At 71.1% G+C, this 17,337-nt stretch carries 7 protein-coding genes; 2 read left to right on the top strand and 5 right to left on the bottom strand.

Going from position 1 to position 17,337, the window contains the following annotated elements:
• Positions 1–69: 69 nt before the first annotated feature.
• From ACZ5SK_RS16390 to ACZ5SK_RS16400, 3 genes are read right to left on the bottom strand one after another with little or no spacing between them, the layout of a single operon-like run.
• The gene (locus ACZ5SK_RS16390; RefSeq protein ID WP_468576176.1) at positions 70–3,834 is read right to left on the bottom strand and encodes a pPIWI_RE_Z domain-containing protein; all 3,765 of its coding nucleotides are present in this window, start codon (positions 3,832–3,834) and stop codon (positions 70–72) included.
• On the bottom strand, positions 3,827–5,095 hold the full coding sequence (locus tag ACZ5SK_RS16395) for a pPIWI_RE_Y domain-containing protein (protein WP_328832523.1): 1,269 nt from the start codon (positions 5,093–5,095) through the stop codon (positions 3,827–3,829). Before ACZ5SK_RS16395 ends, ACZ5SK_RS16390 begins: the two co-directional genes overlap by 8 nt.
• A complete protein-coding gene (locus tag ACZ5SK_RS16400; RefSeq protein ID WP_328832524.1) occupies positions 5,088–6,833 on the bottom strand; it encodes a PD-(D/E)XK nuclease family protein in 1,746 nt (581 codons plus the stop codon). Before ACZ5SK_RS16400 ends, ACZ5SK_RS16395 begins: the two co-directional genes overlap by 8 nt.
• Positions 6,834–7,015: 182 nt before the next feature.
• Here ACZ5SK_RS16400 and ACZ5SK_RS16405 point away from each other — a divergent pair, with 182 nt between their 5' ends.
• Positions 7,016–8,497, top strand: a complete 1,482-nt coding sequence (locus ACZ5SK_RS16405) for a serine/threonine-protein kinase (RefSeq protein WP_468576177.1) — start codon at positions 7,016–7,018, stop codon at positions 8,495–8,497.
• A gap of 28 nt (positions 8,498–8,525) precedes the next feature.
• On the opposite strand, the gene ACZ5SK_RS16410 is transcribed toward ACZ5SK_RS16405, so the two are convergent.
• Together ACZ5SK_RS16410 and ACZ5SK_RS16415 are read right to left on the bottom strand one after the other, a co-directional pair.
• Positions 8,526–10,577, bottom strand: coding sequence for an HsdM family class I SAM-dependent methyltransferase (locus ACZ5SK_RS16410; protein WP_468576178.1), 2,052 nt, complete (start codon positions 10,575–10,577; stop codon positions 8,526–8,528).
• Between the two features lie 179 nt (positions 10,578–10,756).
• On the bottom strand, positions 10,757–11,770 hold the full coding sequence (locus ACZ5SK_RS16415) for a serine/threonine-protein kinase (RefSeq protein ID WP_468576180.1): 1,014 nt from the start codon (positions 11,768–11,770) through the stop codon (positions 10,757–10,759).
• A gap of 223 nt (positions 11,771–11,993) precedes the next feature.
• On the opposite strand from ACZ5SK_RS16415, the gene ACZ5SK_RS16420 reads away from it, so the two are divergent.
• Entirely contained in the window at positions 11,994–17,273 is a 5,280-nt protein-coding gene (locus ACZ5SK_RS16420) for a DEAD/DEAH box helicase (protein ID WP_468576182.1), read from the top strand.
• The last annotated feature ends 64 nt before the right edge of the window (positions 17,274–17,337 follow it).

A 17,337-nucleotide genomic window follows, 5' to 3' on the forward strand; every position in this document is an offset into this window, starting at 1 on the left:
GCGATGTCCGTACGTGGGCGGGTGCGGTTGCCCGCCAACAGTGCTGCCCGGCGCGGTGGTTGGTGTGCTTCAGCCGACCGATCGCGGGTCGGGTGACGTCCCCATGGCGCACAGCGCTTCGTACAGCGGGCGGTAGAGCAGCTTGACGAGTGCGGCATCGGCGGTGTCGGTGCGCGCGCCGTATGCGACGGTGGCGGTGTCGCTCTGGGCGAAGTACGGTGCCAGGACGTCCCGCAGTCGGACGAGCAGCCCCGGGTCGCCTGCGCGGCGTGGACGCCGGCCCTGGCCGGTGAAGGGGGCCTGTGCCGCGGCGAGTTGCGGTGCGAAGGCCGCGTCGACGAACACGACGCGGGCGGGTACGCCACCGCGGACGAGGCGCCCGATGACCTGCCAGATGGTGACGAGTTGGTCCCAGACGAAGGACTTCTTCTCGTCATCGGAGAGCGAGGAGTAGATGTAGGGCCGTGACAGTACGTGCCGCCACACGCCGCGTGCGGTGGTCCTGAAAGCACTGCCTGCCGCGTTCAAGTCCCCGGCCTGGGTGACCATGTCGCTGAACGTCCCTTCGTCCGGCAGCTTCAGCTGACCGCGTACGAACCGCGTCGCCCAGTCGTTGATGGCGAAGACCGCCAGGGACAGGTCGTCAGGGCGGGGATGCGGGCGGACCAGGAAGAACACCGTTCCGAACGCCGCCACCTTCTCCTCGCCGGGCCGTTGGGGGGCGGTGAGGATGTTGTGTCCTCGCTCCACGGCGAGGAGGGGCGCCACGAGCAGTTCGGCGTCCGGGTCGTCGGCGAAGGACGCGAGGTCCCCACGCCGGACCGCTCCCGCACCTGATCCCGTGCCCGGCGCCTGGCTCCCCGTCGGCGCCGTCCCGTCGACAGCGGCCTCCAGTTCGGCGTCGTCGGCGGCCAGGACTCGTACCCGGCCACGCCAGCGCGGGATCTCGTTCAGGGCGGTGGCGGCCACCTTGGCTTCCGCGTAGCTGCCCACCAGAAGCAGGGCACGCTTGCGGCGCTGGTCGGGGATCTGAGCGAGTTCGCTCTGGAGAGGGGAGGAGTTGCCGTCGCTCCGGGACCGGGCGAGCCGGTCGATCATCAGGCGCAGGACGTCCTCTCGCTGGTCGGGGTCCTGGCCGGAGAGCCGGATCGGCTGTCCTGCGGCGTCGTAGAGGAACTCGGTGCGGAACACGGTCTTCCGGATAGCATCGAGAGCCTTGCGCTGCGGTTTCAGTACGGCGCGGACGGGGGCGAGGACGTGGGCCCGGGTAGAGGTGCCGGCCCAACTGGTGCCCGACATCAGCAGCACGTGTGGGCCTGCCTTGCCGAGGCCTGGGTCGGCGCCGAGCTGGTGAAGACCCAGGAGCAGTTCCCGGCCCACGCCCGCGCAACGGAAGAAGCGCAGGGTGCCGGTGCGGTGCCCGTCCTTGTTGCGGGCGGCGGCCCGTTCGTCCACCAGGTACTGGAAGCCCAGGACGTTGCCCATGGGCGCTTCGGGCAGCAGTGGCGCGTAGTCGAGGGGCGGGCGGCGGGTCAGCTCGTGGGCCGCGGAGTCCAGCCGTAGCGCTGCCTCCACTTGAGGCCACAGGAACGTCACCCGGTCCAGGCGTTGGTGCAGGGCGGCGAGGACGAGTGTGAACTCCAGCCGCCGTGCGTTGAGTTCACGCCACTCCTCGGTGAGTGGTACGTCCTCGGGGGCAGACTCCTTGCCTCGCTCGGCGGCGGGCATGGGGCGCTGTTCCGGGCCCGGCGCTCCGACAAGGAGGGAGTCGAGGAGCGTGCGGACACGGCGCCGTGTCTGTTTCTCGTCGAGGGTGTGCAGCACGTCGTGGGTGAGGGCGGTGAGCTCGTCGGCGGGGGTTCCATAGGGGCCGCGTCCGCCGAGCGGATCGTCGCGGAACGTGTCGAAGAACCCGGTAATATCCGTGCGTCGCTGCGCCCAGGGAGCGTCGGGGACAGGGGAGTCGCCATCGGCCCCAAGCCCGTCTTCGTCCTCGTAGAGTGCGCTCTCGTCTTCGACGTCCCCTTCGCTCGTGCTCTCCGGTCGCCCGACGGCCTGGCCTCGCGTCAGCGGGTACCAGGCGTGCAGCAGCTTCTCCTGGAGGGTCCACGCACTGAAGTAGTCGATCTGCGCCCAGTCCCGCAGCGCTCCGTCGTCGATGAGCATGGCGTACAGCCGGTCCGCGGCAGAACCAACGACGTCCAGGGCGGCGGACCACCGTTCCACGTCCTGGTCGGAGAGCTGGAGCCGTCCCTGCCGGGCGAGTTCGGCGATCTCGTGGGTCTGCAGCTGGTCGAGCCAGGAGTCGGAGACACCGGTGGTGACGAGCGTGGCCGACGGGGCGAACATCTGGTCGAGCTGCATCTGTACGCGGTCGGCCTCGTCGACGACGACGATGTCGCTGCGCAGGCAGGCCAGCTCCAGATAGCGCAGGCGCTCGGCGTTGAGCTGACGCGGAACCGCCGTCTGGACGAGACTGGCCGGGTTGGCCACCCAGATCAGCGCGTCCACGAGGTCACGCGCGGCGGAGTGTCGGGGGCAGACACTCCACAGCGGGCAGGCGTGCGGGGTGCCCAGGTCCTCCTCGTCGGTATCGTTGTCGTCCGTGGCGCCCTGCCTGTCGACGGCGCCTCGGGCTCGTTCGAGCTCGCGTACCGCGCGCTCGGCCGCGGGCTCCTCGGCGGTCTCCTGGCGCCGAGCGGGGTGAAGGGCACCGCACGGTGCGTCGGTGTAGCGCAGGGGCTCGGACGTGTCGAGTGCGCGCAGGGCGTCCAGCGGGCAGGCGGTGCTGAGGTGGGCGAAGACGGGTCCGGTGTGCGCCAGTAGGGAGTGTTCTCCCCGTGCGGCGAGTCTGCGGTGCAGCCGCTGGGTGTGCTGGAGCCGCGTCGTGCCCCCCTGCACCAGCGCGGCGCTCAGGCCGAGCGTGCGGAACAGCTCGGTCAGCGTCAGCTGTTCGGCCACGTCGCCGACGACGAGAGTGATGCGCAGGCCGTTGTGGTACGCCCAGACGGCGAGCAGGGTCATCAAGGTCGACTTACCGGCGCCGACCATGCCGACGAGGTGGGTGAGCCGGTCGAGCGGCAGCGCGGACGCCGCTTCGAAGTCTGTCCCGTCCGGGGTACGGGTGTCGAGGTCGAGTTGGGCGAGACGCTGCTCCCAGTTCCCCGCCTTGAGCCCGCGCCGCTGCTCCTCCGCGTCCATCCACCGTGCGACGTCGGCGAGTTCGTCGAGTGGCACGTCGAGGGGGCCTGCGGTGGCCGGGCGTTCGGCGGTGAGGGGGTGGCCGGGGAAGGGGTCCCGCACGAGATCGGCGGGGACCGTGACGGAAGTGCGCCGGTGGCGGCGGTCCATGAAGCGGTGTTCGCCCGCCTCCGCCGGGGGAAGCACCTTCGTGGCGAAGCCGGGGAGGTTCGCGAGCGCGTCGTCGTAGGTGGTGAAGCGGTCGGCCGCCACCTTGAGGGGGACTCGATGGGCGGGCTCCCCGGCCGCCGGGACGCGGTACGCGCGCAGTCGTTCGGGCAGTTCCAGGTAGGCGTCCAGGCTCTGCTGCCACATCCGGCCGCGGCGCATCGGCCAGAGCAGGTGCCGGGCCGCGGCCAGCGCGACCTGTTCGGTGGTGCCAGTGGGGAGCTTCGAGGCCCGCGCGAAGGCGAGGCCGTAGCCGCCGAGGAGCGTCCACGCCCCCTCGGCAGCGTGACCGGGCGCCACGGTCTCCATCAGCCGCAGGGCGAGCTCGACCTGGCAGAGCAGAGCGGGCCGGGTCCCGGCGTGTTCTTCGGGCCAAGGCCTCAGTGCGGCGACGACCGGCTGGTACCAGCTGCTGCGGTCACGCATGGTCTGCTCCCTTCTTCCCGGTGCGGTCGGTCGCCGCGGTCTGGTTTCCGGACCGGGACGACGCTGTGCGTGCCCCGCCGTGCTCCCTGGCCCGGGGCACGGTGTGCAGAGGCGCGATGGACGCGTCCGGCCCGCGTTCGCCGGACAGCCGTAGCCGCGCGGTCCGTTTCAGCTGGTCGTCCGTCAGCAGCCGCAGACCGCCCGCCCCCGCGCCCCGCTCCTTGGCGTACATGGCCAGGTAGTCACGGCGGGCGCGCACCCGGAATGCGGGCACCACCCAACAGGCTTCGTCGAAGGGGGGCTCGGGGCGGACGGCAGTGGCGGCGCGTCCGAGGAAGGCGGGGTGTGCCCAGTCCTTGACGTCGACGGCCCACACGTGACCGTCGGGGAATGAGATGCGAAGGTCGTACGCGTCGAAGCCCGGCCACATCTCGACGGTGAGGCCCAGGGCGCGTAGCTCGCCCTCCAGAAAGACCTCGGCGCGTCCGGGCCCGGTGACGAACTGCCGCAGGGGTTTCCGCAGTTGACGCAGCTCGCCCACCTCGGACGCGACGAGTTCCCGGCCGTGCGGTGGGGGACCTTGGTGCCGGCACTGGTCGCGCTCGCACCACCACTCGGTGTCGGACACCGGATGGAGCAGGGTCAGGCAGCGATGACAGCACAGGTACGCGCCGTCCCGGCGGAACCCGAGCGGGACGGGGGCATAGATCTCCTCGACGAGGAAGCGCACGGGGTCGAGGAAGAGGTCGGTGCTCACCTCAGCCCAGTCCGCCTCGGTGAGGACGGGCTGATTCACCAGGAGGCGACGGAAGGCCGTGTACGACTCGGGTGACGACACGGCCCGACAGGCGCGCAGGGCCTCGTGGATCACCAGACGGTCGTACTGCCGTCCGGTGCTGTCGCCATACCCCTGCACGGCGAGCTCGTGGCAGAGCTGCGCGGGTTCTCCGGAATCCTCGTCGATCAGCCGGTCCGCGGTGTCGAACAGGTCGGTGGGCAGTCGGTCTAGGGGCCAGCTGCCCAAGGGGCGGGCGCGGGCCCAGCGCAGCATCTCGGGCACCCCGGACGGGGGCTTGGCGCCGTTGCGCAGGCACTGGAGTACCAGGGCATCCAGGGCCCGCTGCGCGCCGGCCGGGTAGGGCAGAGTGAAGGAGTCGAGGCGGTCGACGGCCGCCAGGTGCACTACGGCGGTGGCCACGTCCCGCAGGAGGACGACATCGGGGTTGGACAGCCAGTCCGGTACGAGCTGTTGGTCAGGCATGGGGCGTGGCGTCTCCTCGCGGCGAGGTCTGCGTGTCGGGGCTCGGCGGGCGCGGATGGTCGGTGACGTAGGCGGTGCCGGGCCGACACCAGGTCCGGGCCTGACAGCCGTGGCAGTGGCGTCCGGTCCTCGGTTCGTAGGTGGTGTCGTCCAGGAGCGGCTGGGCGAGTTCGGCGATGACGGCCCGGGCTTCGTCGACGTTCTCGGCGCGACCGGGGTCGATGGGTTCGAGCCGACTCTCACCGTGGCCTTCACGTAGGTGCTCCAGTTCGACCCAGGAGCGGCGCGGGTCGTCGCCGAGCGCGCCCGCGTGGAACAGCAGTACACCCAGGGCAAGTTGGGGATAGGTGTGGAGCAGGGAATCGCGTTCCCACAGCGGGCGGGCCGACGTCTTGGTCTCGCGCCAGATCCACCGGCCGCGGTGGGTGTACACCAGGTCGGGTACGGCGAGGACGACGATGTCGAGTTCGGGCACGTAGGCCGTGACCCGATGCTGCACGAGCACCTGCTCGTCGGCGTCAAGTCCGTTGAGGGGGCACAGGAGCCGGTGTTCCGCGAGCATCCCGGCAGCCTCGCGTGCGGAGGTGTCGTCGAGTCCGGCCCTGGCCCGCACCGCCGTCGGCTCGGGGATCTCGCGGTCCCGGCAGCCGCGCACCGGGCGTTCGGCGTGCTCTGCGTCGAGCCAGGCGTCGACGGCTCGGCCGCGCCGTGCCCCCCGGTCCTCGGCTGAGAGGTCGTTGAGGTGCAGCCGCCGCACCAGGTGGTACTGGGCGGGGCACTCGGCGTGCAGCCGCAGGTCCCAGACGGAGACGGAGCGGCGTTGGCGTGCGAGAGCCGGAGGGCGCCCGCCCCACAGCCGCGGGGTGCGTTTCAGATCCGTGCAGCCGGCGATGGCCTTGCAGTCGACACAGCTCTCCCCGGGCTGCACGCCGAGTTCGGTGGCAGCCGTGACGAAGGCAGGCACAGCGTCGTCCCTGAAACGCTGCCTCGCCTCGGCGGGGTCTTCGGAGAGCAGCTCCTCCACGGACCCGTCGGCGCACCCGACGTCGAAGACGCGGACCAATCGGGGCAGGCTGGTGCTCTCGGTCGCGGTGGGCGGAGGCTGGGCGCGTTGCTTGCGGCGAGGCGTGGGCGCGCCGAAGGCCATCACCTGCGCCACGGCCCCGAGCTCCGCGTCGGGGCGGCCGGTCTTGGCCCGGCCCATGGAAGGCAGCCACAGGTCGCGCACCTTTCCGTCGGAGGAGGCGTACATGCGGCCCCAGAGGGTGTGCTCGTACTGCCGGGCGCCACGGGCGTCGGGAGCGTCCGTGCGGGGAGTGCGCCACGTCCATGGCTGCTTCACCGGCTTGGTCTCAGGCAGCCCGGCCTCGACGGCTGCTGCCTGTTCGCGGGTACGGGCGGCCACGTAGCGCTCCAGGGCGTGGGCGGTCCAGGCCAGGTGGGCGGGGTGAACCGGGCCGCCCCATCCCCGGAAGGGACCGCGGGTGCCCCGGAGTTCCTCGCGTACCCGCTCCACCGACCATCCCTCGTGTTCCAGCAGGTCGAGGGCGGTGAACAGCGGGCCGAATGCGAACTCCTCGCGGGGTGGCCGCCGGAACGGCACGGCCGGGTCGGCGACGAGCAGGGGCCGCATCGCGGTGCGTCGGTGGGTGGGACAGGCCGCGTCGTCGGGCCGGGCCATCCGGGGGCTCGCCCTGATCAACCAGTCGTGGCCAGCGACGCCGGGTGGGTTCTGCATGGTGACCCCCGTGGCAGGCGGTATGGGCAGGAGGGTGCCCAGAGCAACGGGAGTCCGAGGACATCCGGGCACCACTAGAGCATGGCATAAATCTGTGAACTGAGTCCATGGACGGCTCATGTCTAGAATCTTTCACGCTACGCTGGTGGGTCCGATGCGCAGTGGTGCGAAGGGGCACAGTGGTGGACGCGGATACGTACAAGCCCGGCGTGGGTGATCTGGTCGACGGGCGCTACGAGTTGAAGGACTCTCTGGGCAAGGGCGGGATGGCCCAGGTCTGGCGGGCCCGAGAGGTGTCCGGGGGGCGGGAGGTGGCGGTGAAGTTCCTGCGCCACGACTCCGAGGCCCTGTACTGCCTCGACCCGTACGAGCGTGAGGCCGAACTCGCCGTCAGGAACGCCCGGTTCCGGCGTGAGGCCAACCTCCTGGGCACGCTCGATCATCCGGGAATCACCGATCTGTATGCGAGCGGATCGCACCGGGGCGTCCCCTTCATCGCCATGCGCCTGGTGACCGGAGTGAGTCTGCGGACGTTCCTCGACGAGCACAGCCCCCTGCCTCTGGCCACGGCGGTTGCCGTCGCCATCCAGGTGGCAGGGGCGTTGGCCTGCGCACACACGCTCCCGGTCGTACACCGGGACCTCAAGCCCGCAAACATCATGATCGATGAAGAGGGGTGGGTCGTCCTCATCGACTTCGGCATCGCCAAGCCGCTGCACGCCGACGCCACCCGTTACACGGCGCACGGTTCGACGCTTGGCACCCGCGGTTATCTGGCGCCGGAGCAGCTCCTGGAGCGCGAGCCCACCACGCGCACGGATGTCTACTGCTTCGGCTGCATCTTCTACGAACTCCTCACCGGGCGGCCCCCGTTCCCGCTCGGCCCGGAGTCCGGCCTGACCGACAAGCACCTCAACGAGGTGCCGCTGCCACCGAGCACGTACGCCGCGGGCATCCCGGAGCCGATCGACGATCTCGTACTGCGGATGCTCGCCAAGAAGCCCGAGCAGCGCCCGGCCGTTGACGAGGTCCTGGAGGTCCTCGACCCGTTCGCCCCGGGGATCGGCGATCCCGAACCCCGGCCCCGCACCCACCCCGACCCCACCGCCCCCCTGCGTCGGCCGCGGGACCGGGCTGTTCGTCCGCGCCCGGTCGCTCTCACGCTGCCTGTCGCGTCCGCACCGGCCGACGAGTGGCTGGACGCCCGCGTGGTGGAACAGCTCTGCGCGCAGGCCGAGTCGGAGATCGCGTCCGGTGAGCCGGGCGACGCGACCGACCGGCTGCACGGTCTGACAGAACGGGTCCGCAAGGAGTGGGGTGATCGGCGCCCTCTTGTGCGTCGCGTGTGGCAGGGGGCTGCGGACGGATTCCGCCTCTCCGGCAACTTCGGCGCTGCGGCCCGCCTCTACCAGGCCGTCGACAACGATCTCATTCACGGGGACGGCCCGGCCGAGCGGGCCGATCGCGCGCTGATCCGGCTGCGCACGGCCGAGTGCCGACTCACGTTCGGTGAACTGGAGGCGGCCATCGCGGCGGTTGACACGGCGGGCCGCACCGCCGCCGGACTGCCACCGGAACTCGCGGCTCGTGTCGAGGCCGTACGCCACGCGGTCGACGCCCAGCTCACGGCCCGCCTGGCCGAGCCCAGACGCGGGGAGGCGTGACGCCAGCCGTTGCGGGCGAGCCGATGTGCTACGCCTGGTTGGCCAGGCGTCCGGCCGCCAGTTCGTCGCCAAGGTCGCGGACGAGGCTCGTGCCGAGGTCGGCGGTGCGTCGCAACAGTCGTTCGAAAGCGGTGAGTTCGCGGAACGCCTCTCCGTAGCGCCGCTGTTCTCCGAGGGGAACCTGGCGGATCTGGAGACGGCGGACGTCGATGCGGGAGGAGTTCGTGGTGTGAGTGCCGGCCTGCCGGCCATTGGCGGGAGCCCGCAGTGAACCGGCGAGGAACCAGGCGTCGAGCTGTTCGGGCTGTACTCGCACGGCATGCAGTTGTGGGCCGAGGGCGGTCGGCGGCCCCTCGTGGACCCAGGCGGAGAAGGCGCGGGCGACGCCCACCACCACGATGTCCCCGGGTTCGGCGATCATGGCCTCGCTGGCTGCGGCGGTGTCGGGGGCGAGCCAGCTGCGGGGTTCGCCGTCCACCAGAAGGTCGGGGACAGTGAGGAGGGGGATGCTGTCGTCGGACGGCGGGCCGGCGTGGATCGATTCCTCCGGCGGCTGCTGGCCGCCGCGCAGGGTGAGCGCCCCGGCCCGGGCGAGCTCGGCGACTGTGGTTGCCGTCGGTGTGTCCGCCTCGGCCGTGGCGAGGTCGAGCGCCGCGAGCAGCCTGGCCAACTTGTTCACGTGCGCGGTGAGCCCGGTGAACTCCTGCCAGGATTCGGCCAGTCGGGGTGCCGTGTCCGCCGGGGACGGGGCGATGTGGCGTCCAGGGGTGAGGTCGACCTCGTCGTTGAGGAGTTCGATGACGGGCACCTGTCGCACGTAGGCAGGGGCCTGCGGGGAGTCGGCCTCTTCGACGGCCTCGTGTACGAAAGCGCTGATCGCCGCCCAGTCGGGGGTCCACTTCTCCTCCGGGTCCCGGGGGAAGCGCGAGGCCGCGTCGGCGACCAGCAGCCGATCGCCCACCGGTGCGCCTTCCCCGTGGGCGGGCATCCGCAGCACCCACAGGTGCAGGGAGACGCTGTGCGGTGCGGCGCAGCCCGGCGGCAGCGCGACGACGGCCCGCAGTTGCCCGGTGCGCAGCAGCGAGCCGCGGATGCGGCGGCCGGCCTTCCTGGCCGCGACGGCGGGCGGCAGCAGCAGTACCGCGGCGCCGCCGGGCCGCAACTGGGCCAGGCAGTGCTGGACCCAGGCGAGTTCGGGCTCGGTGCGCGGGGGAAGGCCGTGGCTCCAGCGGGCGTCGGTGGCCAACTCCTCGTATCCCCAGTCCCGTTCATTGAAGGGCGGGTTGCACAGAACGATGTCGGCGGGGGTGCCGGAGAACGGGTCGTCGCGTAGGGAGTCCGCAGCCCGTACGGAGACCTGCGCCCACTCCTTCTCCCTGTGGCCCTCGTTCTCGGCGAGGGCCATGCGGGAGTCCGCCAGCGAGGCGAGGACGGCGTCCCGGTCACTGCCGAGCAGCGTGAGTGCCCCGGCGCCGGATGCCCTCGCGGCGTCGGCCGCGGCCAGGAGGAGATGCCCGGGGCCGCAAGCAGGGTCCATGACCGTGGTGCCGCCTGAGCTGCCCGGGCTGTCGCCCGCCACGCCGTTGGCCGCCCTGAGGGCGAGTTGTGCCATGAGGGATGCCAGCGGTTCCGGGGTTGTGGCGATCTGGCGCACATGGACGTCGAGCCAGCGGCGCAGCAGAAACGCGAACGTTTCCGTGCCCCCTTCACGCTGTCCGAGATCCACGGCCCGTTCGATCAGCTCCCGTGCGTCGGCCCGGATCTCTTCGCCTTCGTCGCTCACCCGCCCGGAGAGGAGCCGTCCTACCTCGGCGATCGCGGCCCCGGTCTCGTCACGCCCGCCGAGCGCCTCGAAACCGGGCCAGAGCCATTCCCTCGCGGCGGACTTGTTCAACTTCTTGTTGTCGCGCAGCCAACCCTCGATGTCGGTCAGGGAGAACTGAGGGTTGGTGTCGGTGCCGGCGATCCGCTCGGGGAAGGACGGATGCCGCCGCCGCCAGTTGCTCACTGCGGCTCGTCCCACACCCGCAAGGCGGGCGATTTCGGCCAAGGTCACCGGTACGGCGCGCGACGTGGACATCTACACTCCCAGGGCATTTCTGGTGGAGGGAGGACATTTCCCTCGGTCATGGGTGTGTGATCAAGCCACCCTTCCTCCGAACTGCATCCGTCAGCGTACATGACCATTGACTTTGTTCACAGATGCACAATGGTGGGTGTGGGGTTATATGTCGCATTCCGGTTGGCGAAGCGTGCGGGTCAGTGCGACGGTCGGCCGTGCTGCCCGGAGGCCGCCCCCGTCCGCCCTGGTCGGCCGTTCCGCCCCGATGCCGCCCATGCCCGCACCGGCCGCGCTTCGGGTCCCATCGGGTGGGTGAAGGGCCGCAGCGGGTCAACCTCGGCCCACGGGGCGAGTGCCTGTTCGGGGGCGCGGCGCTCGGGCAGCCATACGGCGAGGCGCCGCCACACCTCGCCGGCGTGGGCGGGTCGGTCGTCGGGGTCCTTGGCCAGTAACTGGAGCACCAGGTCCTCCAGTTCGGAGGGGATGCCCGCGCGGAGCCTTCCGGGCGGTACGGGCGGCTGCTCAAGGATCATGCCGGGCAGCATCAGTTCGGACTCGTGCGTGAAGACCGGCTCGCCTGTCAGCATCGCGTACAGCAGGCAGCCCAGCGCGTACAGATCGGTGCGGGGGTCGACGGGCTTGCCCCGCACCTGTTCCGGCGCCATGCACTCCAGGCTGCCGGGGCGCTCACCGGTCGTGGTGAGGCCTGTGGTGTCCGGGTCGAGGAAGGCGGCGACGCCGAAGTCGAGGACCTTGACCACGCCGTCCGTGCGGATCACGACGTTGCTGCCCTTGAGGTCGCGGTGCACGACGTCGCGGGCGTGCACTGAACCCAGGACCGAGGCGATCTGGACGCCGATCGAGGCGGTCTCCTCGATGGAGAGCGGGCCCTCCTCGACGATCCGGTCGTCGAGCGGTGGGCCAATCACGTACTGCATGACGAGAAAGCGGGTGCCGTTCTCCTCGCCGAGGTCGTAGACGGTGGCGAGGCCCGCGTGGTCGAGTCGCGCGACAGCCTGCGCCTCCCGGCGGAACCTTTCGGCGTCGCGGGCGCGCTGTTCCTCGGTGAGTCCCGGATCGACGTTCATGGTCTTCAACGCCACGTCGCGGCCCAGGTTCTCGTCGTGCGCGAGCCAGACGACCCCCATGCCGCCCCGGCCGATGAGGCGCTTGATCCGGTAGCGACCGGCGATCAGTGTTCCGGTGTCCATTCGCGCTGCGGCCCGTCCCCTCCGTGCCCTGCCGCGCCCTGCCCGGGCTGGTATCAGGGAGAGTGTGACACGGCGGTGCTTCGAATGCCGCCCGCGCGACGCTTTATTTGTTGACTGAGTTCACATGCCCTTGCTCTAATGGGGTTAAGGCGGGGCGGTTCGTCCCGTGCGCCTCACCCACTACGGTGATGCGTGGATCGCGTCGGGAGCTAGTGAGGATCACGTGGACGTCTTCGAGGTGCACCGTCGGCTCATCCGGGACTACAAGGAATACACGTCCGGATCGGTGGTGATCGACGACCCGCGGATCGGCGAGAAGGTGTCCAAGTCCCTTGCCGACGGCGACCAGTGGCCCGACCCCTGGCTCTCGCTCAACCCGAGCTTCGCGAGCGGCGGCACCGTCGACCACCTCGCCGACGACCTCGGCCTCCTCCATCCCGAGTGCAAACGGATCTTCCGCACCGGCAAGGACAAGCGGGGTGCGACGATCCGTCCCATCCGCTTCCACCGGCACCAGCGCGACGCCATCGAGGCCGCCGACTCGAAGGACTCGTACGTCCTGACGACCGGCACCGGCTCCGGAAAGAGCCTCGGCTACATCGTGCCCATCGTCAGCCGGATCCTGAGCGAGAAGCGGCCCGGAGACCCCCCGAGCATCAAGGCGATCATCGTCTACCCGATGAACGCGCTGGCCAACAGCCAGCGGGGCGAGCTGAGAAAGTTCCTCACCGCCGGATACGGCGAGGGCAACGAGCCCGTCACATACGCCCGTTACACCGGCCAGGAGAAGCAGTCCGAGAAGGACGCGGTCCTCGACACCCCCCCGGACATCCTGCTCACCAACTACGTGATGCTGGAGCTGATGCTCACCCGCCCCGAGGAGCGCAAGCGGCTCATCGGCCGGGCCAAGGGCCTGCGCTTCCTTGTCCTGGACGAACTGCACACCTACCGCGGCCGTCAGGGCGCCGATGTCGCCCTGCTGGTCCGGCGTGTGCGCGAGGCGTGCGAGTCGCCCGCCCTGCAGTGCGTCGGCACCTCCGCCACCATGTCCACCAAGGGCACCCCCGCCGCCCGCCGCCGTGAGGTCGCCGAGGTCGCCTCCACGCTGTTCGACACGGGGATCTCCCCGGACCGGGTGGTGGGCGAGACCCTGGTCCGCGCAACCGGGGACACGCCTCCCACGCGTGCCGAACTCGCCGCCCGTGTAAGGGAGAACAACCCTCCGCTGGAGTACGACGCACTCAAGGCCGACACGCTGGCCCGCTGGGTCGAGACCGCGTTCGGCCTCACCGAGACCACCGACGAGGACGGCACCCGCCTGCTGGTGCGCGCCGAGCCCACCACCGTGGAGCTCGCCGCGCGCGCCCTGCGCGAGGACGCCTTCGACATCCCGCGCGACGCACCCGAGGACGAGCCGTACACCGTCTGCGCCAAGGCCATCCGGTCCACCCTCCGGGCCGGCACGCAGGTCCGCGACGCCGACGACCGCGCGCTGTTCGCGTTCCGCCTCCACCAGTTCCTCTCCAAGGGCGGCTCGGCGTACGTCTCTCTGGAGCCGGCGGACAGCCGCCACATCACCCGCACCTACCAGCAGCGGGTGCCCGGAGAGCCGGAGAAGCTCCTGCTGCCGCTGTCCTTCTGTCGCGAGTGCGGCCAGGAGTACCTCACCGTGGCCCGCGAGCAGAGCGACGACGGCAGGGTCGCCTTCCGGACCCGTGAGGACGCGGACGACGAACAGGGCTACCTCTACCTCTCGGCCGCCAACCCGTGGCCCGAGCGTGTAACGGACGCGATCGACCAGCGCCGCTTCCCCGACAGCTGGCTCACCCTCGACCCGAAGAAGGGCACGCCCGTCCTCACCGCGAGCCGCAAGAAGCGCGCCCCGCAGCCCGTGTGGGTGAGGCCCGACGGCACGGCGGTGAACAAGGACGCAGACGGCCTGTACGCCACCTACGTGCCCGCCCCGTTCCTGTTCTGCCTGGAGTGCGGGGTCAGCTACGAGCAGGTTAGGGAGCGCGACTTTGCCAAGCTGATGACGCTCGACCAGGAGGGCCGCTCCACCGCCACCTCCGTCGTCAGCGCCTCCATCGTCCGCCACCTCAAGAGCCTGCCCGCAGACGAACTCGGCGAGGACGCACGCAAGTTGCTCACGTTCGTCGACAACCGGCAGGACGCCAGCCTGCAGTCGGGGCACTTCAACGACTTCGTCATGGTCACCCAGCTGCGCGGCGCCCTCTACCGCGCCATGCTGAAGGCGGGAGAGGTGGGCCTGCGCTGGAAGCGGCTGGGCGAAGAGGTCGTGGCCGCCATGGGGCTGGCCCGTCACGAGTACGCCAACAACCCCACCGAGGTGGAGGCGCTCGCCGAGGAGACGCTGAGCGCCCTGGCCCAGGTGGCCGAGTACCGGCTCTTCCTCGACCTGGAGCGCGGCTGGCGGATCACCATGCCCAACCTGGAGCAGACCGGTCTGCTGGGCCTGGAGTACGCGGGGCTCGACCAGATCGCCCAGGACGAGGAGCGGTGGCAGCGTGCTGCCGGGCCGCTGCGCGCCGCGACCCCGGCCACCCGGCTCGACCTGGCCCGCGTCCTCATGGACGAGCTGCGCCGCCAGCGCGCCGTGGACACCCCGTACTTCACCGAGGCCAAGTTCAACGAACTGGGCAAGGAGTCCGCCAAGCTCAACGACGCCTGGGCCATCGCGGAGACCGAGTCCGCGCCGCCCGCGCCCGGTGTCGCGGTGGCCCGCTCCGGCCGGCCCGGCCGCTCCGGGCGCACCCGCAGCGAGCTGAACCTCACCGGCCGCACCGCCTTCGGCCGCCACGTCCGCAAGCCGGAGACCTTCCCGCACTGGAGTCACGACCTCTCCCTCGACGACGCCCAGGACGTGATCCGCGACCTGCTCGAAATCCTGGCCGACGGCGGCGTACTGAGCCGGATCACCCAGGGCCGTGGCGAGGACCCCGGCTACCAGATCCACCACCCGGTGATCCGCTGGCACGCCCGCGACGACGAGCACGGCGCGGTGGACCGGCTGCGCCGCACCTACCGCACCGGCCGGGGCCCGCGCGTCAACGCCTTCTTCAAGGGTCTCTACAAGGAGGTCGCGTCCACCTTCGCCGGACTGCACGCCTCCGAGCACACCGCCCAGGTCCACCCCGACGTCCGCGAGGAGCGGGAGAAGCTGTTCAGCAAGGGGCTGCCGCTGCCCCTGCTGTACTGCTCGCCCACGATGGAGCTCGGCGTCGACATCGCCAGCCTCAACGCCGTCAACCTCCGCAACGTCCCGCCGACCCCCGCGAACTACGCCCAGCGCTCGGGCCGCGCTGGCCGCTCGGGCCAGCCCGCGCTGGTCACCACGTACTGCGCGACCGGCAACAGCCATGACCAGTACTACTTCACCCGCTCCGACCAGATGGTCGCGGGCACCGTCGCCGCGCCCCGCCTCGACTTGGCCAACGAGGACCTGCTCGCCTCCCACGTGCACGCCATCTGGCTCGCCGAGACCCGCCTGGAACTCGGCCGCACCATGACCAAGATCCTCGACACCGACGGGAAGACCCCCTCGCTGGAGCTGCTGCCCGAGGTGCGGGAGCAGATCGGCGGCCCGGCCGCCCAGCAGCGCGCCCTCGTGCGGGCCCGCACCGTCCTCGCCGGCTGCGTCGACGCCCTGCGCGAGACGTCCTGGTGGCACGAGCAGTGGCTGGAGGACACCGTCGCCAAGGCCCCCGGGCGTTTCGACGAGAAGTGCGGACGCTGGCGGAACCTCTACCGCAAGGCCCTGGAGGAGCGAGAGATCCAGCACGACAACATTCGCAACCGCACGGCGACCGGCCGCTCCCAGGCCCAGGCCGTCCGCCGCCGCGCCCAGGCGGAGAACCAGATCGCCCTCCTGGAGAACAGGCAGGGAGGCGAGCGCACGGTGCTGTCCGACTTCTACCCGTACCGCTACTTCGCCTCCGAGGGCTTCCTGCCCGGCTACTCCTTCCCCCGGCTGCCGCTCGCCGCGTACATCCCCGGCACCGGCCGCACCAGCCGCGGCTACGACGGCGACTACCTCCAGCGGTCCCGCTTCATCGCGATCCGCGAGTTCGGGCCGGGCGCGCTGATCTACCACGAGGGCAGCCGGTTCAAGGTGGACCGGGTGCAACTGCCCCCGGACACCAGCGGCGAACTGACCACCGAGAGCGCCAAGGTGTGCCAGGGCTGCGGCTATCTGTCCCCCGAGGAGCGGCGCGAGGACACCTGTCTGGGCTGCGGCAGCTCGTACGGCGACCCCCGCACCGGGCTGCTGCACCTGCACACCGTCTTCACCCACCGCCGCGACCGGATCTCCTCCGACGAGGAGGAGCGCCAGCGCACGGGCTACGCGGTGGAGATCTCCTACCGTTTCAAGCAGCACGAGGGCGGCCGGGACGGTTCGCTGCGCGCCGAGGCGAAGGCCGCGGCCGGCCGCCTCCTCGCCGACTTGGTCTACGGCGACAGCGCCACCGTCCGGCTCACCAACCTGGGCTACCGCCGCTCGGTCGCCAAGGGTGACATCGGCTTCTGGCTCGACCCGGTCACCGGCCAGTGGCTGGCCGGCTCCACCGGCAGGCCGAGCACGAGCGCGCCCGGCCGGGAGACCCCGGTGGAGGACGAGGGCCTCGCCGACGCGGAGAAGGTCGTGCGCAAGATCCCCGTCATCCCGTACGTCCAGGACACCCGCAACATCCTCGTCCTCAAGCTCGCGGCCCCCGTCGACAAGGACACCGCGATCACCCTCCAGTACGCGCTGGAGCGGGGCATCGAGGCCGAGTTCCAGCTGGAGGACTCCGAGCTGGACACCGAGGAGCTGCCACCGCACGACGGTCCCCGCGAGCGGCTGCTGTTCATCGAGAGCGCCGAGGGCGGCGCGGGCGTCCTGCGCCGCCTCCAGGCCGAGCCCGACGCGCTCGCCCGCGCCGCCCGCAGGGCCCTGGAGATCGCGCACTTCGACCAGGTCGGGCGCGACCGGGGAGCCGAGAAGCGCAATGGCGACCCGTGCGAGAAGGGCTGCTACGACTGCCTGCTCTCCTTCGGCAACCAGCGCCACCACCGGATGATCGACCGCCACCTGGTCAAGCAGCTGCTGATGGACTTCGCGGGCGGCGAGGTCGGCTCCAGCCACGCGGGCCGCACCCGCGACGAGCACGCCGACGCGCTCATCGAGGGCGCCGACTCCTCCCTGGAGGAGCGGTTCGTCGCCTACCTCAGGACCCACGGCCACCGCCTGCCCGACCACCAGCAGGTCAGGCTGAGCGCGGCCCTGTCCAAGCCGGACTTCGTCTACGACACCTCCTTCGGGCCCGTCGCGGTCTTCGTCGACGGCCCGCACCACGACCACGCCGAGACGACGCTGCGCGACGAGGAGGCCGCCGAGCGGCTGAAGGAGATCGGCTGGGAGGTCGTCCGCATCCGCTACGACGACGACTGGTCGAAGGCCGTGGCCGACTACCCTTCGGTGTTCGGCGAGGCGCGCCGCTGATCTCCGGGTCCGGGGCGGACCCCTTCGGTCCGCCCCGGTCCCACGGCCCGCACGCGATCAGCCC

It is taken from the genome of Streptomyces sp. NPDC031474 (assembly GCF_055581185.1).

What these genes read in the sequence shown, in the direction of transcription:
- ACZ5SK_RS16395 (WP_328832523.1), bottom strand. Translation starts at nt 5,095, where the DNA reads ATGCCTGACCAACAGCTCGTACCGGACTGGCTGTCCAACCCCGATGTC.
- ACZ5SK_RS16400 (WP_328832524.1), bottom strand. Translation starts at nt 6,833, where the DNA reads ATGCAGAACCCACCCGGCGTCGCTGGCCACGACTGGTTGATCAGGGCG.
- ACZ5SK_RS16390 (WP_468576176.1), bottom strand. Translation starts at nt 3,834, where the DNA reads ATGCGTGACCGCAGCAGCTGGTACCAGCCGGTCGTCGCCGCACTGAGG.
- ACZ5SK_RS16410 (WP_468576178.1), bottom strand. Translation starts at nt 10,577, where the DNA reads ATGTCCACGTCGCGCGCCGTACCGGTGACCTTGGCCGAAATCGCCCGC.
- ACZ5SK_RS16415 (WP_468576180.1), bottom strand. Translation starts at nt 11,770, where the DNA reads ATGGACACCGGAACACTGATCGCCGGTCGCTACCGGATCAAGCGCCTC.